24 protein-coding genes are annotated in these 21,254 nt (G+C 65.4%); 16 read left to right on the forward strand and 8 right to left on the reverse strand.

The genetic code is table 11. The annotated features are described in order from the left end of the window. Window positions 1-137: 137 nt before the first annotated feature. The 4 genes from tkt to AABF56_RS14475 all read left to right on the forward strand — a co-directional run bounded on the left by tkt (window position 138) and on the right by AABF56_RS14475 (window position 4,978). A complete protein-coding gene (gene tkt / locus AABF56_RS14460) occupies window positions 138-2,120 on the forward strand; it encodes a transketolase (RefSeq protein WP_272806451.1) in 1,983 nt (660 codons plus the stop codon). A gap of 65 nt (window positions 2,121-2,185) precedes the next feature. Beyond that, window positions 2,186-3,187, forward strand: a complete 1,002-nt coding sequence (gap, locus tag AABF56_RS14465) for a type I glyceraldehyde-3-phosphate dehydrogenase (RefSeq protein ID WP_272806452.1) — start codon at window positions 2,186-2,188, stop codon at window positions 3,185-3,187. A gap of 11 nt (window positions 3,188-3,198) precedes the next feature. Further along, window positions 3,199-3,762, forward strand: coding sequence for a putative glycolipid-binding domain-containing protein (locus AABF56_RS14470; RefSeq protein ID WP_272806453.1), 564 nt, complete (start codon window positions 3,199-3,201; stop codon window positions 3,760-3,762). A 16-nt stretch (window positions 3,763-3,778) separates the two neighbouring features. After that, the gene (locus tag AABF56_RS14475; RefSeq protein WP_272806454.1) at window positions 3,779-4,978 is read left to right on the forward strand and encodes a phosphoglycerate kinase; all 1,200 of its coding nucleotides are present in this window, start codon (window positions 3,779-3,781) and stop codon (window positions 4,976-4,978) included. A 403-nt stretch (window positions 4,979-5,381) separates the two neighbouring features. Here the strand turns inward: AABF56_RS14475 and AABF56_RS14480 are convergent, their stop codons facing one another. After that, window positions 5,382-5,537, reverse strand: coding sequence for a hypothetical protein (locus AABF56_RS14480; RefSeq protein WP_244768316.1), 156 nt, complete (start codon window positions 5,535-5,537; stop codon window positions 5,382-5,384). Between the two features lie 152 nt (window positions 5,538-5,689). Between AABF56_RS14480 and AABF56_RS14485 the strand changes: the two genes are divergently transcribed. The 3 genes from AABF56_RS14485 to rcdA all read left to right on the forward strand — a co-directional run bounded on the left by AABF56_RS14485 (window position 5,690) and on the right by rcdA (window position 8,052). Further along, window positions 5,690-6,967 (forward strand): MFS transporter, encoded by a 1,278-nt coding sequence (locus tag AABF56_RS14485; RefSeq protein ID WP_272806455.1) that lies wholly within the window; start codon window positions 5,690-5,692, stop codon window positions 6,965-6,967. Further along, entirely contained in the window at window positions 6,964-7,152 is a 189-nt protein-coding gene (locus tag AABF56_RS14490; RefSeq protein WP_064331139.1) for a DUF1192 domain-containing protein, read from the forward strand. Before AABF56_RS14485 ends, AABF56_RS14490 begins: the two co-directional genes overlap by 4 nt. A gap of 381 nt (window positions 7,153-7,533) precedes the next feature. Further along, entirely contained in the window at window positions 7,534-8,052 is a 519-nt protein-coding gene (gene rcdA / locus AABF56_RS14495; RefSeq protein ID WP_272806456.1) for a protease adaptor protein RcdA, read from the forward strand. Window positions 8,053-8,352: 300 nt separating this feature from the next. On the opposite strand, the gene rpmE is transcribed toward rcdA, so the two are convergent. After that, complete coding sequence (gene rpmE / locus AABF56_RS14500) at window positions 8,353-8,574, reverse strand: 50S ribosomal protein L31 (protein WP_023516320.1); 222 nt, start codon at window positions 8,572-8,574, stop codon at window positions 8,353-8,355. 190 nt (window positions 8,575-8,764) lie between these two features. Here rpmE and AABF56_RS14505 point away from each other — a divergent pair, with 190 nt between their 5' ends. Both AABF56_RS14505 and AABF56_RS14510 read left to right on the forward strand, forming a co-directional pair. Continuing rightward, complete coding sequence (locus AABF56_RS14505) at window positions 8,765-10,588, forward strand: ABC transporter transmembrane domain-containing protein (protein ID WP_272806457.1); 1,824 nt, start codon at window positions 8,765-8,767, stop codon at window positions 10,586-10,588. 76 nt (window positions 10,589-10,664) lie between these two features. Beyond that, window positions 10,665-11,657, forward strand: coding sequence for a Bug family tripartite tricarboxylate transporter substrate binding protein (locus tag AABF56_RS14510; RefSeq protein WP_272806458.1), 993 nt, complete (start codon window positions 10,665-10,667; stop codon window positions 11,655-11,657). 1 nt (window position 11,658) lies between these two features. Here AABF56_RS14510 and AABF56_RS14515 read toward each other — a convergent pair whose 3' ends face one another. From AABF56_RS14515 to AABF56_RS14535, 5 genes are all read right to left on the reverse strand, one after another. Then, window positions 11,659-12,690, reverse strand: a complete 1,032-nt coding sequence (locus tag AABF56_RS14515; RefSeq protein WP_272806459.1) for a peptidoglycan -binding protein — start codon at window positions 12,688-12,690, stop codon at window positions 11,659-11,661. Between the two features lie 2 nt (window positions 12,691-12,692). After that, window positions 12,693-13,772 (reverse strand): MotA/TolQ/ExbB proton channel family protein, encoded by a 1,080-nt coding sequence (locus tag AABF56_RS14520; RefSeq protein ID WP_272806460.1) that lies wholly within the window; start codon window positions 13,770-13,772, stop codon window positions 12,693-12,695. A 109-nt stretch (window positions 13,773-13,881) separates the two neighbouring features. Continuing rightward, window positions 13,882-14,682, reverse strand: a complete 801-nt coding sequence (locus AABF56_RS14525) for an inositol monophosphatase family protein (RefSeq protein WP_272806461.1) — start codon at window positions 14,680-14,682, stop codon at window positions 13,882-13,884. A gap of 180 nt (window positions 14,683-14,862) precedes the next feature. Then, complete coding sequence (locus tag AABF56_RS14530; protein WP_272806462.1) at window positions 14,863-16,008, reverse strand: tetratricopeptide repeat protein; 1,146 nt, start codon at window positions 16,006-16,008, stop codon at window positions 14,863-14,865. Between the two features lie 9 nt (window positions 16,009-16,017). Continuing rightward, window positions 16,018-16,671, reverse strand: coding sequence for a thiamine phosphate synthase (locus AABF56_RS14535; protein WP_272806463.1), 654 nt, complete (start codon window positions 16,669-16,671; stop codon window positions 16,018-16,020). A gap of 89 nt (window positions 16,672-16,760) precedes the next feature. On the opposite strand from AABF56_RS14535, the gene AABF56_RS14540 reads away from it, so the two are divergent. Both AABF56_RS14540 and AABF56_RS14545 read left to right on the forward strand, forming a co-directional pair. Next, window positions 16,761-17,531 (forward strand): sulfite exporter TauE/SafE family protein, encoded by a 771-nt coding sequence (locus tag AABF56_RS14540; RefSeq protein ID WP_272806464.1) that lies wholly within the window; start codon window positions 16,761-16,763, stop codon window positions 17,529-17,531. Window positions 17,532-17,599: 68 nt separating this feature from the next. After that, window positions 17,600-17,860: an ArsR/SmtB family transcription factor gene (locus tag AABF56_RS14545; RefSeq protein WP_272806465.1), complete on the forward strand. Its 261-nt coding sequence runs from the start codon at window positions 17,600-17,602 to the stop codon at window positions 17,858-17,860. Between the two features lie 188 nt (window positions 17,861-18,048). Here the strand turns inward: AABF56_RS14545 and AABF56_RS14550 are convergent, their stop codons facing one another. Further along, window positions 18,049-18,222, reverse strand: coding sequence for a YdcH family protein (locus AABF56_RS14550; RefSeq protein ID WP_064496056.1), 174 nt, complete (start codon window positions 18,220-18,222; stop codon window positions 18,049-18,051). A 218-nt stretch (window positions 18,223-18,440) separates the two neighbouring features. Here AABF56_RS14550 and AABF56_RS14555 point away from each other — a divergent pair, with 218 nt between their 5' ends. The 5 genes from AABF56_RS14555 to AABF56_RS14575 all read left to right on the forward strand — a co-directional run bounded on the left by AABF56_RS14555 (window position 18,441) and on the right by AABF56_RS14575 (window position 21,214). Then, window positions 18,441-18,644, forward strand: coding sequence for a YdcH family protein (locus AABF56_RS14555; RefSeq protein ID WP_244768304.1), 204 nt, complete (start codon window positions 18,441-18,443; stop codon window positions 18,642-18,644). A 52-nt stretch (window positions 18,645-18,696) separates the two neighbouring features. Beyond that, window positions 18,697-19,164: a 5-(carboxyamino)imidazole ribonucleotide mutase gene (purE, locus tag AABF56_RS14560; protein WP_272807512.1), complete on the forward strand. Its 468-nt coding sequence runs from the start codon at window positions 18,697-18,699 to the stop codon at window positions 19,162-19,164. Further along, window positions 19,161-20,219: a 5-(carboxyamino)imidazole ribonucleotide synthase gene (locus AABF56_RS14565; protein ID WP_272806466.1), complete on the forward strand. Its 1,059-nt coding sequence runs from the start codon at window positions 19,161-19,163 to the stop codon at window positions 20,217-20,219. Before purE ends, AABF56_RS14565 begins: the two co-directional genes overlap by 4 nt. Window positions 20,220-20,388: 169 nt before the next feature. Beyond that, complete coding sequence (gene ykgO, locus AABF56_RS14570) at window positions 20,389-20,514, forward strand: type B 50S ribosomal protein L36 (RefSeq protein ID WP_024271182.1); 126 nt, start codon at window positions 20,389-20,391, stop codon at window positions 20,512-20,514. A gap of 91 nt (window positions 20,515-20,605) precedes the next feature. Continuing rightward, the gene (locus AABF56_RS14575; protein WP_443021124.1) at window positions 20,606-21,214 is read left to right on the forward strand and encodes a hypothetical protein; all 609 of its coding nucleotides are present in this window, start codon (window positions 20,606-20,608) and stop codon (window positions 21,212-21,214) included. Window positions 21,215-21,254 lie beyond the last annotated feature (40 nt).

The raw sequence follows: 21,254 nt of genomic DNA on the forward strand, positions 1-21,254 counted from the left end.
GGCGGAATCGGCCTTCAAAGGCCGGAAAAACCGCCGAATTCGTTGACTCCGACGGTGCACCTGCTATGTGTCACCCCGCTTCCTAACCGATGCCCGAAAGGGCAGCGGCCCTGAACCCCGAAGAATACGGAACAGTCATGATCTCTCGCGAAAAACACGACCGGATGGCGAACGCAATTCGCTTCCTTTCCATGGATGCCGTGGAAAAGGCGAACTCGGGTCACCCCGGCCTGCCCATGGGCGCAGCAGACATCGCAACGGTTCTTTTCACCCGCTTCCTCTCCTTCGATCCGAAGACGCCGTCCTGGCCGAACCGCGACCGCTTCGTGCTGTCGGCCGGCCACGGCTCGATGCTCCTCTATTCGCTCCTGTACTTGACGGGCTACGAGGACATCACGATCGACGAGATCAAGAACTTCCGCCAGCTCGGCGCCAGGACCGCCGGCCACCCGGAATACGGCCACGCCGCCGGCATCGAGACGACCACCGGTCCGCTCGGCCAGGGCATCGCCAACGCCGTCGGCATGGCGCTCGCCGAACGCAAGCTGCGCGACGAGTTCGGTTCCGACCTCATCGAACACTACACCTACGTTCTTGCAGGTGACGGCTGCCTCATGGAGGGGATCAGCCAGGAAGCAATCTCGCTCGCCGGCCACCTGAAGCTCAACAAGCTGATCGTGTTCTGGGACGACAACAACATCTCCATCGACGGCCCGATCTCGATCGCCGACTCGACCGACCAGCACGCCCGCTTCCGCGCCTCGAACTGGAACACGATCGCCGTCGACGGCCATGATCCGGATGCGATCGCCGCGGCGATCGAAGTGGCGCAGAAGTCCGACAAGCCGACCATGATCGCCTGCAAGACGACGATCGGCTGGGGCGCCCCGAACAAGGCCGGCACGCACAAGGTGCACGGTTCGCCGCTCGGCGCGGAAGAGATCGCCGCCACCCGCAAGGCGCTGAACTGGGAATCGGAAGCCTTCGTCGTGCCCTCCGACGTGCTCGACGCCTGGCGTCTCGCGGGCCTGCGCTCGGCCAAGACGCACAAGGAATGGGAAGCGCGTCTCGAAAAGACGGACGCCGAGAAGAAGGCCCAGTTCGTCCGCCGCTTTGCCGGCGACCTCGAGAGCGGCCTCGAACCGGCGATTGCCGCCTACAAGAAGAAGCTTGCCGAAACCAAACCGAACCCGGCCACCCGCAAGGCTTCGGAAGACGCCCTCGAAGTCATCAACGGCGTTCTCCTCGAAACCATCGGCGGCTCGGCCGACCTCACCGGCTCGAACAACACCAAGACCAGCCAGACCAAGTCGATCACCCCGACCGACTTCTCCGGCCGCTACATCCATTACGGCGTGCGCGAGCACGGCATGGCGGCGGCGATGAACGGCATGGCGCTGCATGGCGGCCTCATCCCCTATTCCGGCGGCTTCCTGATCTTCTCCGATTACTGCCGCCCGTCGATCCGCCTTGCCGCGCTGATGGGCATCCGCGTCATCCACGTCCTGACGCACGATTCCATCGGCCTTGGCGAGGACGGCCCGACGCACCAGCCGGTCGAGCACATGGCGGCGCTGCGCGCCATCCCGAACCTGCTCGTCTTCCGCCCGGCCGACGCCACGGAAACGGCCGAATGCTGGCAGCTTGCGCTGGAAAGCCACAACCGCCCGTCGGCCATCGCGCTGACCCGCCAGAACCTGATGCCGGTGCGTCTGGAATACGAGGAAGAGAATCTTTGCGCCCGCGGCGCTTACGATCTCGTCTCCGCCAGCGACGCGAAGGTGACGCTGTTCGCCTCCGGCTCGGAAATCGAGATCGCGGTGAAGGCCCAGCAGGCGCTGTCGGCCAAGGGCGTTTCGACCCGCGTCGTCTCGGTTCCCTGCGTCGAGCTCTTCGCCGAGCAGCCGGAAGCCTACCAGCAGGCGGTCATCGGCAATTCGCCGGTCAAGATCGCCATTGAAGCCGGCATCCGCCAGGGCTGGGATCACTTCATCGGCTCGGACGGCACCTTCATCGGCATGTCCTCCTTCGGCGCGTCCGGTCCCTACAAGGACCTCTACAAGCACTTCGGCATCACGCCGGAGGCCGTCGTCGCCGCCGCGGAAGCCAAGCTCGCCTGAGTGCGTAAGGCGCGGCCCGCCGCGCCCTACCCCGCCAAACGTTTATTGATAGGGAGAGACCCCACATGACTGTGAAAGTTGCCATCAACGGTTTTGGCCGCATCGGCCGCAACGTTCTGCGCGCCATCGTCGAATCCGGCCGCACCGACATCGAGGTCGTCGCCGTCAACGACCTCGGCCCGGTCGAGACCAACGCGCATCTCGTTCGCTATGATTCCGTGCACGGCAAGTTCCCGGGCACCGTCACCGTTTCCGGCGACACGATCGACGTCGGCCGCGGCCCGATCCGCGTCACCGCCATCCGCGACCCGAAGGAACTGCCCTGGGGCGACGTCGATATCGCGCTGGAATGCACCGGCCTGTTCACGACGAAGGAAAAGGCCGGCGCGCACCTCGCCAACGGCTCCAAGCGCGTCATCGTCTCGGCCCCGTGCGACAACGCCGACAAGACCATCGTCTACGGCGTCAACCACAACACGCTGACCAAGGACGACCTCGTCATCTCCAACGCCTCGTGCACGACGAACTGCCTTGCTCCGGTCGCCTACGTGCTCGACAAGGCCTTCGGCATCGAGAAGGGCTACATGACGACGGTTCACTCCTACACGGGTGACCAGCCGACCCTCGACACCATGCACAAGGATCTCTACCGCGCCCGCGCGGCGGCCCTGTCGATGATCCCGACCTCGACCGGCGCCGCCAAGGCCGTCGGCCTCGTGCTGCCGCAGCTGAAAGGCAAGCTCGACGGTTCGGCCATCCGCGTGCCGACCCCGAACGTCTCGGTCGTCGACCTGAAGTTCGTGCCGAAGCGCAACGTCACCGCCGAGGAAGTCAATGCCGCCATCAAGGAAGCCGCCGAAGGCGAGCTGAAGGGCATCCTCGACTACGTCACCGGCCCGCTGGTCTCGATCGACTTCAACCACGACAGCCACTCCTCGAACTTCGCCGCCGACCAGACCAAGGTCCTCGACGGCAACCTCGTGCGCATCCTTTCCTGGTACGACAACGAGTGGGGCTTCTCGAACCGCATGTCCGACACGGCCGTTGCCCTCGGCAAGCTGATCTAAGGACGCCAAACATGTTCCCGCCCCTTGTCCTCAAGACGGTCCGCTGGCGTCCGTTGGAGGGCGAGGGGCTGGAACACCTGACCGTGCGCGCCGTCGATGGCGGCCTTCGGGCCGAAAGCACCGTGATCGGCGACCACGGCAACCGGCCCTTCGGCGTTCGCTACCGCATCGATCTCGATACCGCCTGGCGCGTCCGCGCCTTCCTCGTCGAAGACATGGCCGGCCGGCGCATCGCGATGACATCGGATGGCGAAGGCCGCTGGAGCGGAGAGGACGGAAAACCCCTTCCCGCCTTCGATGGCTGCATGGACATCGATCTCGCCGGCTCGCCCTTCACCAACACGTTGCCGATCCGGCGGCTGGGTCTTTCCGTCGAACATGGGAAAACGACGCTGGCCATGGTCTACGTCCCGTTCGATACGTTCATGCCCTTCGTGGACGGCCAGCACTATACCTGCCTCGCGCCGGCGAGCCGTTACCTCTATGAAGCGGCGGATCGCACATTCAGCGCGGAGCTTCCGGTCGATGCCGACGGCTTCGTGACCGACTACCCCACCCTATTTACAAGACTTTGACGGGAGCCCACTCCTCATGACCTTCAAGACCCTCGACAACCTCACCGACATCGCCGGCAAGCGCGTGCTCGTCCGCGTCGATCTCAACGTTCCGGTCAAGGACGGCAAGGTCACCGATGCGACCCGCATCGAACGCGTCGCCCCGACCATCCGCGAACTCTCGGAAAAGGGCGCGAAGGTCATCCTCCTCGCCCATTTCGGCCGCCCGAAGGGTGAGGTCGTCACTGAAATGTCGCTGGAGCAGATCCTGCCCGCCGTCAACGACGTCCTCGGCAGGAAGGTCGGCTTTGCCGCCGATTGCACCGGCGAGCCGGCCGCCGCCGCCATCGCCGCCATGGGTAACGGCGATGTCCTGCTTCTGGAAAACACCCGCTTCCACAAGGGCGAGGAGAAGAACAACCCGGACTTCACCGCCGCTCTGGCCGCAAACGGCGACATCTTCGTCAACGACGCCTTCTCCGCCGCCCACCGCGCCCATGCCTCCACCGAGGGCCTGGCGTACCTCCTGCCCGCCTATGCCGGCCGCACCATGCAGGCCGAGCTGGAAGCCCTCGAGAAGGGCCTCGGCAACCCGGCCCGTCCGGTCGTCGCCATCGTCGGCGGGGCGAAGGTCTCCACCAAGATCGACCTCCTGATGAACCTCGTGAAGAAGGTCGACGCGCTGGTCATCGGCGGCGGCATGGCGAACACCTTCCTCGCCGCCCGCGGCACCAATGTCGGCAAGTCGCTCTGCGAGCATGATCTTGCAGACACCGCCAAGCAGATCATGATCGAGGCGGCGACCGCCACCTGCGCCATCGTGTTGCCGGAAGACGGCGTCGTCGCCCGCGAGTTCAAGGCCAATGCCGAGAACCAGGTGGTCGACGTCAACGCCATCCCGGCCGATGCCATGATGCTCGATGTCGGTCCGAAGACGGTCGAGGCGGTCAATGCCTGGATCTCGCGCGCCGCGACGCTCGTCTGGAACGGCCCGCTGGGTGCCTTCGAGATCGCGCCCTTCGACGCCGCGACGGTCTCCGCCGCCAAACACGCCGCTGCCCGCACCAAGGAAGGCAAGCTGGTTTCCGTCGCCGGCGGCGGCGATACCGTTGCCGCCCTCAACCATGCCGGCGTCGCGGATGATTTCACCTATGTCTCGACCGCCGGCGGCGCGTTCCTGGAATGGATGGAAGGCAAGCCCCTGCCGGGCGTCGACGTCCTGCACCAGCAGAAATAACGGCAGAACCCTTGCGCTTGGCGTCGGATCGCTTACATTCCTCTTATCGTCAACGTTGAGAAAGGAAGGTGATCCAATGTCTAATGAGATTTCGGTCTTGGCTTCGGGCATGGGAATTGTGGTGAACGCAACGAGGCAGCCCTCGTTCTGATCCCCGCCTTCCTTCGGGCCGCAAGGCCCGGGTCCGCACCGGACCAAACCTCATGGGGGCCACCTTCGGGTGGCCCTTTTGCGTTTCAGGATCCAGCAGCAACCCTCGCGCCGCCCACTGCCGTCATCCTCGGCCTCCGAGCCGAGGAGCCACCATCGCGCCCGGAGGATGGATGATCAGGTCAGGCCCGACCATGACGAGGAGAGGTTTGCGGCCTTCTGGTCGCGGCAGGTCCTGTTGGGCAACATCTTGTTACGGCCGGATCAGCACGGTCAGCATCATCAAGGCAATGGCGACGACGGCGATCTTCCAGAAATCCGCGCGCCGTCTCAACCCCGGCAGGCCGAGGGGCCGGACGAGATGCAGCAGCATGACGGCGAGAAGCAGGGCGGGCAGGATTTTCGACATGGCGGCCTTTCTCCGCCCTTCCTGTCACACCTCAGACACTTTTCCAAGCGATCAGCGTGGCGCCTGAAAATCGCTCGCCCGCGCGCTTTGCATCTGGCAATCGGTGGCAGGTACGCTATTCCTTACCCATTGGCGAAACTCACGAAAACCTCATGCGTAAAAACCTCATTTCCGTCTTCGCGCTTCTCATGGGCACGTTGTTCCTCTTCCTCGGGAACGGCCTGCACGGCCTGCTCCTGCCCATGCGCGGCGCCTTCGAAGGTTATGAGACGACGATGCTCGGCCTGCTCGGCACGTCCTGGGCATCCGGTTTCGTTCTAGGCTGCCTTCTGGCGCCCACCGTGGTCAAGCGCATCGGCCATGTGCGCGCCTTTTCCGGCTTCGCCTCGCTGATCGCCATCATCGCGCTGCTCACCGGCATGCTGGTCGATCCGGTCTGGTGGATCGCGCTGCGCGCCGTCACCGGCTTCTCGATCGCCGGCACCTCGATGATCATCGAAAGCTGGCTGAACGAGCGCGCCACCAATGAAAGCCGCGGGCTGATCTTCTCACTCTACATCGCCATCACCCTCGTCGGCACCGTCGGCGGCCAGATGACCGTGGCGCTGGGCGACGTCACGACGCCGATGCTCTTCATGTTCGCCGGCATCCTCTATTGCCTCGCCATGCTGCCGACAACGCTCTCCACCGCCGCCTCGCCGCAGCCGCTGAAGCAGGTCAGGCTCGACATCCCCGCCCTCTACCGCACCTCGCCGGTCGCGAGCGTCGGCATCGTGCTGATCGGCATCGCCAATGGCGCCTTCGGCACGCTCGGCGCGGTCTTCGGCGCCAATGCCGGCCTCACCTCCAGCACGATCGCCATCATGATGAGCGTCGCCATCTTCGCCGGCGCCGTCATGCAGCTGCCCGCCGGCCGTCTGTCCGACCGGGTCGACCGGCGCATCGTGCTCGCGGCCCTCTCGGCCATTGCCGCGGCGGCGGGCCTGTCGCTCTTCGTCTTCCAGCCGGCCTCCGTCATCGTGCTTCTGGTGCTGACGGCCCTCTACGGCGCAATGGCGAACGCGCTCTACCCGATCGCCGTCTCGCACGCCAACGACTTCGCCAGCCCCGAGGACTTCGTCAAGGTCTCCGGCGGCCTCCTGCTGCTCTACGGCGTCGGCACGATCATCGGCCCGACGCTCGGCGGCCCGATCATGTCCGCGGTCGGCCCCTATGCGCTCTTCATGGTCACCTGCTGTGCGCATATCCTCATCACCGTCTACGCCATCTTCCGCAGCCGCCGCCGCGCCGCGCTGCCGGCCGAGATGCGCGAGACCTACACGACCCTCAACCCCGGCACGCTCACCACGCCGGAAAGCCTACAGCTTTCGCCGCGCGCCCTCGCCCAGCCGCAGGCCGCCGACGAGCAACAGGAGGAGCGCCCCGCATGAGCTTTTTCGAAGACGATCGCCCCGTGAAGAAGATCGCCCATGAGATCGGCAGCGACCTCTCGCTGCTTTCCGTCGACGAGCTTGCCGCCCGAATCGACCTCCTGCGCGCGGAAATCGAACGGCTGGAGGCGGAGAAGCTGAAGAAGGGCGCGAGCCGCTCGGCGGCGGAAAACCTGTTCCGCTGAACCTGTGCCGGATTGCCGCAGCCTTGCCGAAAAGGCACAGGCACGAGCAAACCACCAATAAAGTTAACCGGCCATTAAGCCTTCCCTGTTATTACTTGTGCATCCGGTCCTTCCGGATTCAGACATTTTCACCCCCCGGGGTTTCGGTCTGATTTTTCTCCCTGTTTTACCTTGAGAGCCGCTTCCCGCGGCTCTTTTTTTGCTCGCCGCCGCCCCACGCACGGCCTGTCCCGAAAGAATTGTGGAGATTAACCCTTTCTTAAGAATACCCTTGCGCGAATTGGGTTATGGGATCATCCTCACGACACAGACCGGCCGATTGGAACACCGCAGGCCGACCTTCCGTTACCTGCATGTGATGCGTTCAACAGGGATGAAACCATGTCCGAAAGAGGATTGAATACCGTCAGCTTCGCTGGCCACGTTGCGGCGTCGGCGCAATTCAAGTCCCTGTACGCCGAGGGCATGGGTCTGGTCGAGGAGACCGCGAGCTATCTGGACGGCGTCGGCCGCCAGGCCTCCAAGGTGCTGCCCCGCATGGCCTCGGTGCTCTATGCGGCCGAATCGATGCGCCTCACCACCCGCCTGATGCAGATGGCCTCCTGGCTGCTCCTGCAGCGCGCCGTCAACAATGGCGAGATGAGCCGAGACCAGGTGCTTTCGGAAAAGAACAAGGTCCGCCTCGACAGCTTCAACGTCGACAAGACCGCGCCCGGCTGGAACGACCTGCCGGAAGCCTTCCGCGACCTCATCGAACGCTCGCTGCGCCTGCAGAACCGCATCGCCCTGCTCGACCGCGAGATCTATCGCCCGCAGGACGTCCAGACCTTCGCGCCCGACAACCAGAACAGCGTCCAGGCCCAGATCAACCTGTTGCAGACGGCCTTCGGCAGCAACTGAGCAGCCGCAAGCGCATCACACGAGACAACCCGGCTTCGGCCGGGTTTTTTGTTTGCAACGGAGGCCCGCCCCTCATCCCCCTGCCGGGACCTTCTCCCCGCAGGCGGGGAGAAGGGGGTGTCGCGCCGGTTTCCCTGCCTCTGCAGGTAAGCGATTGTGGGAAAACGGCACGCCAGCCTTCCTCGCCCCGCTTGCGGGGAGAGGATGCCGGCAGGCAGGTGAGGGGCGATCATCCCGCGCCGTAAGCAACAAAAAACCCGGCCGAAGCCGGGTTTCTCAAACTCTTCCGAAGCAGGCGGATTAGAGGCCGAGGCCTTCGAAGCGCTTCTTGAACTTGGAGACGCGGCCGCCGCGGTCCATGAGCTGCTGGTTGCCGCCGGTCCAGGCCGGATGGGACTTCGGGTCGATTTCGAGGTTCATCGTCGCGCCTTCCGAACCCCAGGTCGAACGGGTTTCGTACTCGGTGCCGTCGGTCATCACGACCTTGATGGTGTGGTATGCGGGATGAATATCAGCCTTCATGACAACTTTCCTGCCTGTTCCGGGGGCCAATTGTCGCAATGGATTGCGACAGCGGGGCCAAAGACGTAAATGAAGCCGCGGTCGGTCGGACCTACGGCTTCCCAATTCGATGGCGAGCCTATACAGGAAGGCCGTCCGGATAACAAGAGCCGAAAGACAATTCGTGCCTGAAGGCGCTGGAAACGGGGGTATGGTGTCCACAGACAGAGAGAAGGGCGCGCAGGAAAAATCGGCGCGCCGCAACATTCGTCCGCTGGGCAGGCTTGCTCCCTATATCAGTCGCTATCGCGGCCTCGTCGCCGGGGCGCTGGCAGCGCTCGTCATGGCCGCCGTCACCACGCTCGCCCTGCCGCTCGCCGTGCGCCGCATGATCGACCACGGCTTTTCCGGCGCCGATGCGGGTTTCATCAACACCTACTTCACGATGCTGTTCGCGCTGGCCGGCCTGCTCGCGCTGGCGAGCGCCATGCGCTACTACTTCGTCATCACGCTCGGAGAGCGCATCGTGGCAGACCTGCGCCGCGACGTCTTTTCCCATGTGACGAAGCTCTCGCCCGCCTTCTTCGACGTCAACCAGTCCGGCGAGATCGTCTCGCGGCTGACGGCCGATACGACGCAGATCAAGTCCGCCGTCGGCGCCACCGCCTCCGTCGCGCTGCGCAACCTCATCCTCTGTCTCGGCGCCATCGCCATGATGGTCTATACCAGCCCGAAGCTCTCCAGCCTCGTCATCGCCGCCATTCCCATCATCGTCTTCCCGCTCGTCGCCTTCGGCCGCTCGGTGCGCCGCCGCTCGCGCGAGGCGCAGGACACGCTGGCGGCCGCCTCCGCCTATGCTGGCGAGGCGATCGGCGCCACGCGCACGCTGCAGGCCTTCAATGCGGAAGACGCCGCCCGCGCCCGCTTCTTCGGCGCGGTCGAGCAGGCCTATGGCGCCGCACGCTCCGCCATTCGCGCCCGCTCGCTGCTGACCGGCTTTGCCATTGCCATGATCTTCGGCTCGGTCGTCGCCGTGCTCTGGTTCGGCGCCCGCGACGTGCTGTCGGGCACGCTTTCGGCCGGCACGCTCGGCCAGTTCCTGCTCTATGCGGTCTTTGCCGCCGGCAGCCTCGGCGCGCTGTCGGAAGTCTGGGGCGAGCTTTCGCAGGCCGCCGGTGCAGCCGAGCGCCTGACCGAGCTCCTGGAAGAGCCGCCGGCGATCACCGCGCCCGCGAACCCCGTGGCCCTGCCGCTGCCCGCGCGCGGTGACCTGACCTTCAATGATGTGCATTTCGCCTACCCTGCCCGTCCCGGCTATCGCAGTATCAACGGCCTGACCTTTGCGGTGAAGCACGGCGAGACCGTTGCCATCGTCGGCCCTTCCGGCGCCGGCAAAAGCACGATCCTCTCGCTGGTGCTGCGCTTCTATGATCCCGATGCCGGCACCGTGCTTCTCGACGGCGTCGATCTTCGTGCAGCCGATCCGCACGAGCTGCGCCGCCGCATCGCGCTCGTGCCGCAGGACGTCACCATCTTCGCAGCGACCATCCGCGACAACATCGCCTTCGGCATGTCCGGCGTCAGCGACGAGGCCGTGCGGGCCGCCGCAAGGGCGGCGCAGGCGGAAGAGTTCATCGAACGGCTCGATAGGGGCTATGACACCATGGTCGGCGAACGCGGCGTCACGCTGTCGGGCGGCCAGCGTCAGCGCATCGCCATCGCCCGCGCCATCCTCAAGGACGCCCCGCTGCTGCTTCTCGACGAGGCGACCTCCGCCCTCGACGCGGAAAGCGAGACGCTCGTCCAGAAGGCCCTCGACGGCCAGATGGGCAAGCGCACGACGATCGTCATCGCCCACCGTCTCGCCACCGTGCTGAAGGCCGACCGCATCCTGGTCATGGAGGCAGGCCGCATCGTCGAGGAAGGCACCCACCAGTCGCTCATCCGGCAGGACGGGCTCTACGCCCGCCTCGCGCGCCTGCAGTTCGATCATGGCGGCCAGGCCTTCCTTGGAGAGGACCGCGCCGTCGGCTGAACGCCGGCTCTTGCCTGACGGGCCGGGCGCCCTATCCTGAGGGGGCGGACTTCACGTCACCTCGGGAGGAAACAACGTGACATTTTCGACGCTCACCCGCCGGACCCTCGTGGCCCTCGGCACCACCGTGCTCGCATCTCTGGCACTCGGCCTGCCCGCCAGCGCCCAGCAATTCCCCGACCGGACGATCACGCTCGTCGTGCCTTTCGCCGCCGGCGGCTCGACGGATGTCGTCGCGCGCATCATCGCGCAGAAGATGGGCGATATCCTCGGCCAGCAGATCGTCGTGGAAAATGTCGGCGGCGCGGGCGGCAGCCTCGGCGCCGACCGCGTGGCACGCGCCGAGCCGGACGGCTACACGATCCTGATGGCGACCGTCGCGACACACGCCCTGAACCCGCTGATCCTCAAGACCAAGCCCTACGATGCGGAGAAGGACTTCGCGCCGGTCTCGCTGCTCGTCATCGTGCCGAACGTGCTGGTGGTGAACCCCGAATTGCCGGCAAAGACCGTCGAGGAACTGCTGGCGCTGCTGAAGGCCGATCCGGACGGCTACAGCTATGCCTCCTCCGGCAACGGCACGCCGCTGCACCTCTCCGGCGAGCTCTTCAAGTCGATGGCGGGCGTCAGCATGCAGCACGTGCCCTACAAGGGCTCCGGCCCGGCGCTGAACGACGTGATCGGCAACCAGATCCCGATCATGTTCGACAACCTGCCCTCCTCCTCCGGCCACATCAAGGCCGGCACGCTGCGCGCGCTCGCCGTCACCACGAAGGAGCGTGCAGCCTCCTTCCCGGATGTGCCGACGGTCGCCGAATCGGGCATTCCCGGCTACGAGACCTACACGTGGAACGCGCTCTTCGCCCCGGCCGGCACGCCGGGCGAGGTCGTCGCGAAGCTGAACGAGGCGGCGAATGCGGCGCTGAAGGACCCCGCCGTCGCCGAACGCATGAAGGAGTTCAGCGCCACCATCGTCGGCTCGACGCCGGAGGAGCTGGGCAAGCACGTCACGGAAGAGCTTGCCAAATGGAAGCCGGTGGTCGAGGGCGCCAACATCCAGATGGACTGAGTTATCTTTCGGTGAGTTTCAGCTCGATGCGGCGGTTGGTTGCCCGCGCCGCATCGTCGCTGCCTTCCGTGATCGGCTGGAACTCGCCGAAACCCGCCGCGACCAGCCGGTTGGCCGGCACGCCCCTGGAGATCAGGAACTTGACGACCGACGTCGCGCGGGCGGAGGAAAGCTCCCAGTTGTCGCGGTAGCGGCCCGTGCCGGAAAGCGGCACGTTGTCCGTATGGCCGTCGACGCGCAGCACCCAGTTGATCTCGGAGGGAATCTCCCGCGCGAGATCGAGCAGCGCAGTGGCGAGCTTGCCCATCTCCGCCTGCCCCGCCTCGTTCAGATCGCTGCCGCCCGAGGGGAAGAGCACCTCCGACTGGAAGACGAAACGGTCGCCGACGATGCGGATGTTTTCCCGGTCGGAAAGAATCTCGCGCAGGCGCCCGAAGAAGTCGGAGCGGTACCGGTTGAGCTCCTGCACACGCTGCGCCAGCGCAACATTGAGGCGGCGGCCGAGATCGGCGATCTTCGCCTGCGAGGACTGGTCCTTGGCCTCGGAAGCCTGCAGCGCCTCCTCGACGGCGGCGATCTGGCTGCGCAGCGCCGCGATCTGCTGGTTGAGCAGCTCGATCTGGCTCATGGCCCGCGCGCTGACCTGCTTTTCCGAATCGAGCTCGCCCTCCAGCGTCGTGACGCGGGCATTGGCGGCATCCGAAGCGCCGGCGCCGCTGTCGAGCAGTTGCTGGAGGCGGGTGCGATCGCTTTCCGACTGGGCAAGCGAGGCCTGGAGATTGACGAGCGCATCCTCGAGGTCCTGCTTGCCGCTCTTTTCAAGCGCCAGGAGCTGGGTCAGCTCGTTGATCTGGCTCGTCAGCCGGTTGAGCACGTCGTCCTTGCCGGAAATCTCGCGGCTCAGGAAGAACTGCGCCAGCACGAAGACCGTGAGCAGGAACATGATGGCGAGCAGCAGCGTCGACAGCGCATCGACGAAGCCCGGCCAGTAGTCGACCGCGCGCTGGCTGCGCCGATTGCGGGCGAGCGCCATCCCTATTCGCCCCCGGCCTTTTGGGCTTTTTCCGTCGCGCGCTCAGGCAGGCGCTCGACGTTCTTCTCCCCGCTGCGGGCGGCAAGCCGGTCGAGCGTGCGGCGCAGGGCCTTCGATTCCTCCTGCTGCGCCTCGATCCAGTCGCGCAGCATCTGTTGCTCGCTGCGCATGTTCTTCACGAGGCCCTGGATGCCCTCGGCAAGGCTCGCCATGGCCGCCGTCGAACGGCCGCCGCCGCCCTCCTGCGCCAGCTTCAGGATCTGCTGGGCGAGGGCCTGCACGTCGGTGGAGGAACTGGCCGCCATGTCGACGACCGGCTGCAGTTCCGGGCCGACATCGGTGACGGAGGAGAGCCAGTTCTCCAGCTCCGTATAGAAACGGTTCTGCGCACGGCCTGCCTGCAGGTCGAGGAAGCCGAGGATCAGCGAACCGGACAGGCCGAAGAGCGAGGTGGAGAAGGCGGTGCCCATGCCGTCTAGCGGCGCGGAAAGGCCTTCCTTCAGGGCGTTGAGAATGTCATTCGCGGTGCCGCCGCCAGCATCGAGCGACTGGATGACCTGGCTGATCGAGCCGATTGTGCCGAGAAGGCCCCAGAAGGTACCGAGAAGGCCGAGGAAGACGAGAAGGCCGATGAGGTAGCGGGACGTATCGCGCGATTCGTCGAGGCGGGTCGCGATGGAATCGAGGATCGAGCGCAGCGCGGTGGCCGAGAGCGCCACGGAGTGCCGCCGGCCGATCAGCGCGCGCATCGGCGCGAGCAGCACGGGATCGCGCCCGACCTTCTCGGCGCTGCCGGCGGCGCGGAAGGAATTGAACCAGCGCACTTCCGGCCTCAGCGCCAGCACATGGTTGAAGACCAGGAGGATGCCGATCAGCAGCACGCCGAGGATGAGGCCGTTGAGGCCCGGATTGCTGAGGAAGGCCGATTGCGCCTGGCGGAAGAGGATGGCGGCCACGAAGCCGACGATGATGAGGAAGATCACCATCGTCCAGAAGAAGGCCATGGGGCTTGAGAGTTTGTGCGGATAATCCTCCGCAGTCCCGGGCGACCCTCCCCAGCCCGACAGCCCAAGCTTCGCCATATCGTCGTCTCTCCGCTTCCTCGTCGGGCGGGAGACTAGAGGAAGATTGCGCCGAATTGAAGGGCTTAGCGGCAACAGCGGCGCGGAATGCGCCGCCCATTTCCGGGTCTTAGCGCGTCGGCACCGGACGGTGCACGACTTCGCTGAGCGCCTTGTGGATATATTCGTTGCCGGCGACGACCGTGCCGGTGTCGAGCATGGCACTGCCGCCGGCAAGGTCGGTTGCGTAGCCGCCCGCCTCGCGAATCAGGAGAATGCCGGCCGCCAGGTCCCACGGCGCGAGGTCGCGCTCCCAGAAACCGTCGAAACGACCGGCGGCGACATAGGCGAGATCGAGCGAGGCCGAGCCGAGGCGGCGCATGCCGGCGACTTCGCCCATCACATGGCGCAGCTCGATGAGGAACTTGCCATGGTTGCCGCGGCCGAGATGCGGGACGCCGCAGCCGATGACGGCATCCGACAGGTTCTTGCGGGCCGCCACGCGCAGGCGCCGGTCATTGAGGAAGGCACCGCCGCCGCGTTCGGCGGTGAACAGCTCGTCCGTCGCCGGGTTCAGCACGACGGCGGCGACGATCTCGCCGTTCCGCTCCAGCGCGATGGAGATCGCAAAACAGGGAATGCCGTGCAGGAAGTTGGTCGTGCCGTCGAGCGGATCGACGATCCAGCGGTGTGCGCCGTCGGTGCCGATGATCTCGTCGGATTCCTCGCCGAGGAAGCCGTAGGTCGGACGGGCCTTCATCAGATCCTCGCGGATCAGCTTTTCCGCCTTGCGGTCGGCCTGCGAAACGTAGTCGCCCGGGCCCTTCAGCGAGACCTGCAGGTTCTGCACCTCGCCGAAATCGCGCGCGAGCGACTTGCCGGCCTTGAAGGCGGCCTGAACCATGACGTTGAGAAGAGCTGAACGAGCCATGTAGCAAAAATCCTTCGGGAGTGTCCGGCGCTTCGGAACGGCAGAGCCGCGGCGCGAAACGCGCCGGGTCCGGAATATGCGGCCTCAAAACCACAAATCCCCCGAAGTTTCAAGCCTCAGGCCCCTGCGTCGGCTGCAATGCAGGGCCCCCGATGCTGCAAAGGGTAAACGGGGGCGGCCTCAGGAGCCTGAGCGATACTTGTTGGCCGCGTCGATCGCCGCCTTCTGCTGCGCGTCGCTGAGGCCGAGATAGAAGTCTTCGAGCGAGGGATCGTTGAGCCCGGCGCGACGGGCGAGAACGAACCATTTGGCCGCCTCGACCGGATCGGGCCGGGTGCCGATGGCGTGGATGTAGAGCTGGGCGAGCTTGCTCTGGGCCACGGCATTGCCGCCGCCGGCCGCCCGCTTCAGCCAATTGAAGCCGGCCTCGTAGTCACGCTCGCCGCCCGTGCCGTTGACCAGCCACATGCCGAGGTCGAGCTGGGCCGTGTCGAAGCCGGCGCGTGCGGCACGCAGCAGCCATTCCCTGGCGCGCCTCGTCTTCTCCTCCGGCAGGCCCTTCAGGCTGACATAGATCTGCGAGACGGCATATTGCGCATCCGCAATGCCCTGTTCGGCGGATTTCTCGTAGTAGGGCAGCGCCGCGCGCAGGCCCTTCTCCCCCGGGGAATCGGCCACAAGAACCTGCGCGTAATTGAACTGCGCGGAGGCATTGCCGAGATCGGCCGATTTCTTCATCAGCTCGTCGGCCTTGGCGCGGTCCTCCTTCGAGCGCGAGCGCTCCATCAGCAGGATCGCATATTTGAACATGCCGGTAGGATCGCCGCCATTGGCGGCCTGCTCGTACCAGAACATGGCCTGCTCGCGGTTCCGCTTGACGCCGAGGCCGCGGTCGAGGACTTCGGCCACCAGCGTCTGCGCGGCCGGGTCGCCAAGCTGCGCACGCGGCAGGGCCAGCTCCATCGCCGTCAGGTAGCGGCCACGCTGGAAGGCGCCATAGGCCTCGTCGATCTTGCCGGTGAAGGGCTTTTCCTCCGGCAGCGCCGGCAGGTCGGCGCCCATACGGTCGAGCACGGAAAGGCCGGTCGACGGACCGTCGGCAGGCTTGTCTTTTTCCGCGTCCGTTTTCGTGGCGGACTGGTCGTCGGCGATAGCGGGCTCGATCTCGCCCGCCGGGTCCGCGGTGGCGTTTGCCGCACTGCCCGCCGTCACGGACGGTCCCTTCTTCGCCGTTTCCGCCGAGGCGGGCACGGCAACGAGGACGCCCGCGGCGAGAAGCGCCACCGGCACGATACGGCAAGCTTGGATGAGAACGGCCCTGATCATGAGCGCCTACTATTGCTCAAACCGTGGCGCTTTTTCGTCAAGAAGAGCATTGACGGCCGCCACCACGTGCGGGGCCTGCGCCGGATCGGCGAAGACCGCCCTGTCGAGGGCCACGAACTCCGCGCCGGTCTCGGCCGCGGCCAATGCGGAGTGCGGATCCGTGCCGCCGAGCACGATGCAGGGAATCTCCACCATCGAGGCCCACCATTCGGCAAGCGCGAGGTTCTTCGGATGCGCCTCCGGCTTGATGTCGCCGCCGATCTTGCCGAAGAAGATATAGTCCGGCTGCACCTCGCCGATCTCCAGCGCCCTGTGCCGGTCCGTCGCGTTGCCGCCGCCGACGATGAGCTTCGGCGTGAACTTCTCGATCGTTTCGCCGAGCTCTTCGAGTCCCCCGGCGACATGGATGCCGTCGGCCTTCGCCCGGCCGGCAACGCGGGTATCGCCCGCAACGAGCGCCGCGGCGCCCGCCTGCTGGACGATCGGCACCAGGGTTTCGGCGTGTTTCTGGAACTGGCCGTCGTCCAGCCCGTATTGCGGCAGGATCACCGAGGCGACATCACCGCCCTTCAGCGCGCCTTCCAGCATCGCGGCGCGGGCGGAAAGGTCCTCGCCCTCGGGCAGGATCAGCACCAGGCGGCAGCGGGTTTCGGCATCGGACATGGATGAACTTCCTTAGAATACGGCACTCGGGCTCGTCATAACAGATCAAAGCGGATAGACGGAAGGACGAACAGGATCAATCGCCCTCCATGTCCATCGACCCCGCCATCTACTATGCCGCCGTCCCCGCTGTCCTCCTGGTCGGCCTGACGAAGGGCGGCATGGGCGAGGCGCTGGCCCTGATGGGCGTGCCGCTGCTTGCCATGGCCGTTCCTCCGGTGCAAGCCGCCGCCATCCTGCTGCCCATCCTCGTGGTGATGGATTGCGTCTCGCTCTGGATCTGGCGCCAGCACAACGACCGCACGCTATTGAAGATGCTGCTGCCCGGCGCCCTCATCGGCATCGCGATCGGCTGGGCGACATCGGCCTATGTGCCGCGCGATGTGCTGCGCCTTATCATCGGGCTCATCACCGTTCTCTTCGTCGCCCGCTACTTCTACAACGGCTGGCGCGCGCGTCATGGCTACATCGTGCCGCCCAAGCCGCACCGGCTGCTGCCCGCCGCCTTCCTCGGCACGCTGTCCGGCTACGGCAGCTTCGTCGCCCATGCCGGCGGCGCGCCCTTCCAGGTCTACAGCCTGCCGCTGAAGCTGCCGCCGCGCGACTATACGGGCGCGGCCGTGCGCTTCTTCGCCATCCTCAACGTCATCAAGCTCGGCCCCTATTTCGCGCTCGGCCAGCTCGACACGACGAACCTGACGATATCGGCCACGCTCGTGCCGCTCGCCATCGTGGCGACGGCCATCGGCGGTTTCATCGTCAAGCGCATGAAGCCCGCCGTCTTCTATCCCTTCATGTATGCGATGGCCCTCATCGCCGGGGCGAAGCTGGCCTATGACGGCGTGGTCGCCTTTCTCTGAACCGGGTCGGGCCCTTCGCAGCGCACAAAAAACTTGCCGCAAATGCTGCTTTGCCATAGCGTCCGCCCATGGCGCACCCGGACCCCTTCGCTGCGATTGCCGACCCCAACCGCAGGTTCCTGCTGGAGGAGCTGCGCCGGGCGCCGCGCACCGTCAACGAGCTTTCCGAAGGCCTGCCGATCAGCCGCCCGGCGGTCTCGCAGCACCTCAAGGCCCTGCTCGAATGCAATCTCGTCAGCGTGAAATCCCAAGGCACGAAACGCATCTACGCGATCAACGCGCGGGGCTTCGACCGGCTCAATCTCTGGCTCGACCAGTTCTGGTCCTGAGCCGGATGTCCCGTCCTGAGACAGAACGCCCCGGCGCGCCATCTTGGCGGCCAGGGCGTCTCGACATCTAAGGTTTTCGTGTACCGGGAGCGGTTTCGCGAAATGGGCTCCTACCCTGGTCCTCCCATACAGACCAACTGTTCCGCGACCCTCACCCCTTCCGTAACTTTGGAAAAATCCCTGTCTTTTCAGTGAGAGGAGCCGCGAAGGCGCTCGATCTCGTCCTTGATGCGCAACTTGCGACGCTTGATGTCCGCGATCGTCTGGTCCTCCGAGGACGGCTGATTCATTGCAGCGTGCAGCTCGGCTTCCAGAGCGAAGTGCTTCTTTTCGAGCGTGGCCAGATGAGCCTCAATCGTCATGTGACAGTTCCTTCCTTTTGCTTGCACCCGGTCATTCGCATGCCGGGTGGTCCAGGTTGCAACAGAACCAGTGTGCCATGTCATTTTTCATTTGTCGAAGGCGAAAACGTGGCAAGGGATAACTTCCCGTTACCAGGGGTTTCGTGGTAGGAGCAGCCTTCATACAAGCTGGAGGACCGCGGCTCGGCCGCACCGCCGACGACGGGGAAAGAAATAGCATGGCAGACCAGGAACAGGCTGAATTGCGGCTTGCCGTTGCACGGCTGCGCCAGGAGCACGAAGACTACGATGCCGCGATCAACGCCATGATCCAGATCGGCTGCGAAGCCCTCAGAATCCAGCGCATGAAGAAGAAGAAGCTGGTCCTCAAGGACAAGATCTCCAAGCTGGAAGACCAGATCATCCCCGATATCATCGCCTGAAAGCGGGAAAGACGCCTTGGACACGACAGAAACGCCCCCCGTCGCCATCATCATGGGAAGCCAGTCCGACTGGGAGACGATGAAGAACGCCGCCGATACGCTCGATGCGCTCGGCGTCGATTACGAGGCCCGCATCATTTCGGCGCACCGCACGCCCGACCGGCTGTACAGCTTTGCCCGCGGGGCGAAGACGGAGGGTTTCAAAGTCATCGTGGCCGGCGCCGGCGGCGCGGCCCACCTGCCCGGCATGGCCGCGGCGATGACGCCGCTGCCGGTCTTCGGCGTGCCGGTCCAGTCCAAGGCGCTGTCCGGCCAGGACAGCCTGCTCTCCATCGTACAGATGCCCGCCGGCATTCCCGTCGGCACGCTCGCCATCGGCAAGGCGGGCGCGGTCAATGCCGCGCTGCTCGCCGCCGCCGTGCTGGCACTGGGTGATCCGGAACTCGCCCACCGCCTCGATGAATGGCGGGAAAACCAGTCGAACGCCGTCGCAGAATATCCCGTGGACGGCCCGCTATGAGCGTCCGCACGATCGGCATCATCGGCGGCGGCCAGCTCGGCCGCATGCTGGCCATGGCGGCTGCCCGGCTGAACCTCAAGACCGTCATCCTCGAACCGCAGGCCGATTGTCCGGCCGCGCAGGTCGCCAACGCCCAGATCGTCGCGGCCTATGACGATGCGGACGCGCTTGCCGAACTTGCCCGCGTCTCAGACGTCGTCACCTACGAATTCGAGAACGTGCCGGTTTCCGCCGCCGAGGCGCTTGCCGCGGCCATCCCGGTCTATCCCCCGCCGCGCGCGCTGGAGGTCTCGCAGGACCGGCTCGTCGAAAAGCGCTTCATCCGCGACTGCGGCATCCTCACCGCCGATTTTGCCGCCGTGGACAACCAGGCCGACCTCGAAAACGCGCTCGACCGCTTCGGCGGCGTCGGTGTCCTGAAGACGCGCCGGCTCGGCTATGACGGCAAGGGCCAGCGGCTCTTCCGTTCGCCCGCGGAGGATCGCGAAGGCACCTTCGAGGCGCTCGGCGGGGTGCCGCTGATCCTCGAGAGCCTGGTGCCGTTCGAGCGGGAAATCTCCATCATCGCCGCACGCGACCGCGAGGGCACCATCGCCTGCTACGACCCGGCGGAAAACGTCCACCAGAACGGCATCCTGCACACTTCCACCCTGCCGGCCCGCGTCGGTGAGGCGACCGCCAACCAGGCCCGCAAGGCAGCCCGCGCCATCCTCGACCAGCTCGACTATGTCGGCGTCATCGGCGTCGAGTTCTTCGTGCTGCCGGATGGCGGGCTCGTCGCCAACGAGATTGCGCCGCGCGTGCACAATTCCGGCCATTGGACGGAGGCGGCCTGCGTCATCTCGCAGTTCGAGCAGCATATCCGCGCCGTCGCCGGCCATACGCTCGGCGATCCCCGCCGCCATTCGGATTGCGTGATGCAGAATCTCGTCGGCGACGACATCGAGGACGTCCCCGTCTGGCTCGCAAGGCCCGGCGTGCTCGTCCATCTCTATGGCAAGACGGAAGCCCGGCCGGGTCGGAAAATGGGGCATATCACCCAGATTCTGGACTAAGCGACGCTGGAAAACCGGTCCTTGCCGCGGAAAACCCGCCGCCAATGGTTGACAGCACAAAAGTGACAAGGTACATGCCTGCCAACCTGAAAGCGCGCCCGAAACGGCGCGTTTTTGATTGAGGAAATCCGGCGAACTCGAGTCGCCCTGCAATACGCGGATCAGAAAAATGAAGATCAAGAATTCGCTCAAGTCGCTCAAGGCTCGTCACCGCGAGAACCGCCTTGTTCGCCGTAAGGGCCGCATCTACATCATCAACAAGCAGAACCCGCGCTTCAAGGCTCGCCAGGGCTGACCAAGCGTCGCGGTCGCCTTCCCGCAAGCGGGTCGTGGTGGTCGAAAAATATTGATTTGACGTTCGGCCATGGCGGTTTACCATAACCGCCATGCGCATTTTTACGCCCGCAGCACTCTGTCTCTCCCTCGTCCTGATCGGGGCCGCCCCGGCCATTGCGCTTGCGCAGACGGTGGACAAGGCATCCGTCGATCCCGCTTCCGGCGCCTTCACGACCCCGGCCCAGCGCCTCGAAAAGCTCTTCAGCGAGCTGAAGCGCGAAGGCAATCCGGATAAGGCTCGCGGCATCGCCGACCAGATCCGCCGGGAATGGCAGGATTCGGGCAGCGCCAGCATCAACCTTCTCATCCAATGGGCCGACAAGGCCATCGCCGAGGAAAAGAACGCCGCAGCGCTCGACTACCTCGACGAAGCGATTCGCCTGAAACCCGACTATGTCGAGGGCTGGAACCGCCGGGCGACGCTGCACTTCAAGATGCGCAACTACCGCAAGTCGATGTCCGACATCAACCAGGTGCTGGCCATCGAGCCCCGGCATTTCGGCGCGCTCGCCGGCATGGCGGCGATCCTTGCCCAGTCGGGCCGGGACGAGATGGCGATGAAGGCCTGGGAGAAATTCCTCGACATCTACCCGACCGAACGGCAGGCGCAGAAGGAAATGGGCGACCTTGCGGAAAAGCTGACCGGCCAGCGCACATAGTCTCCGGCATGGCGCCGACGGCATGGATCGGCTATCTCAA

It is taken from the genome of Shinella sp. WSC3-e, assembly GCF_945994535.1.
Lineage (GTDB): Bacteria > Pseudomonadota > Alphaproteobacteria > Rhizobiales > Rhizobiaceae > Shinella > Shinella yambaruensis.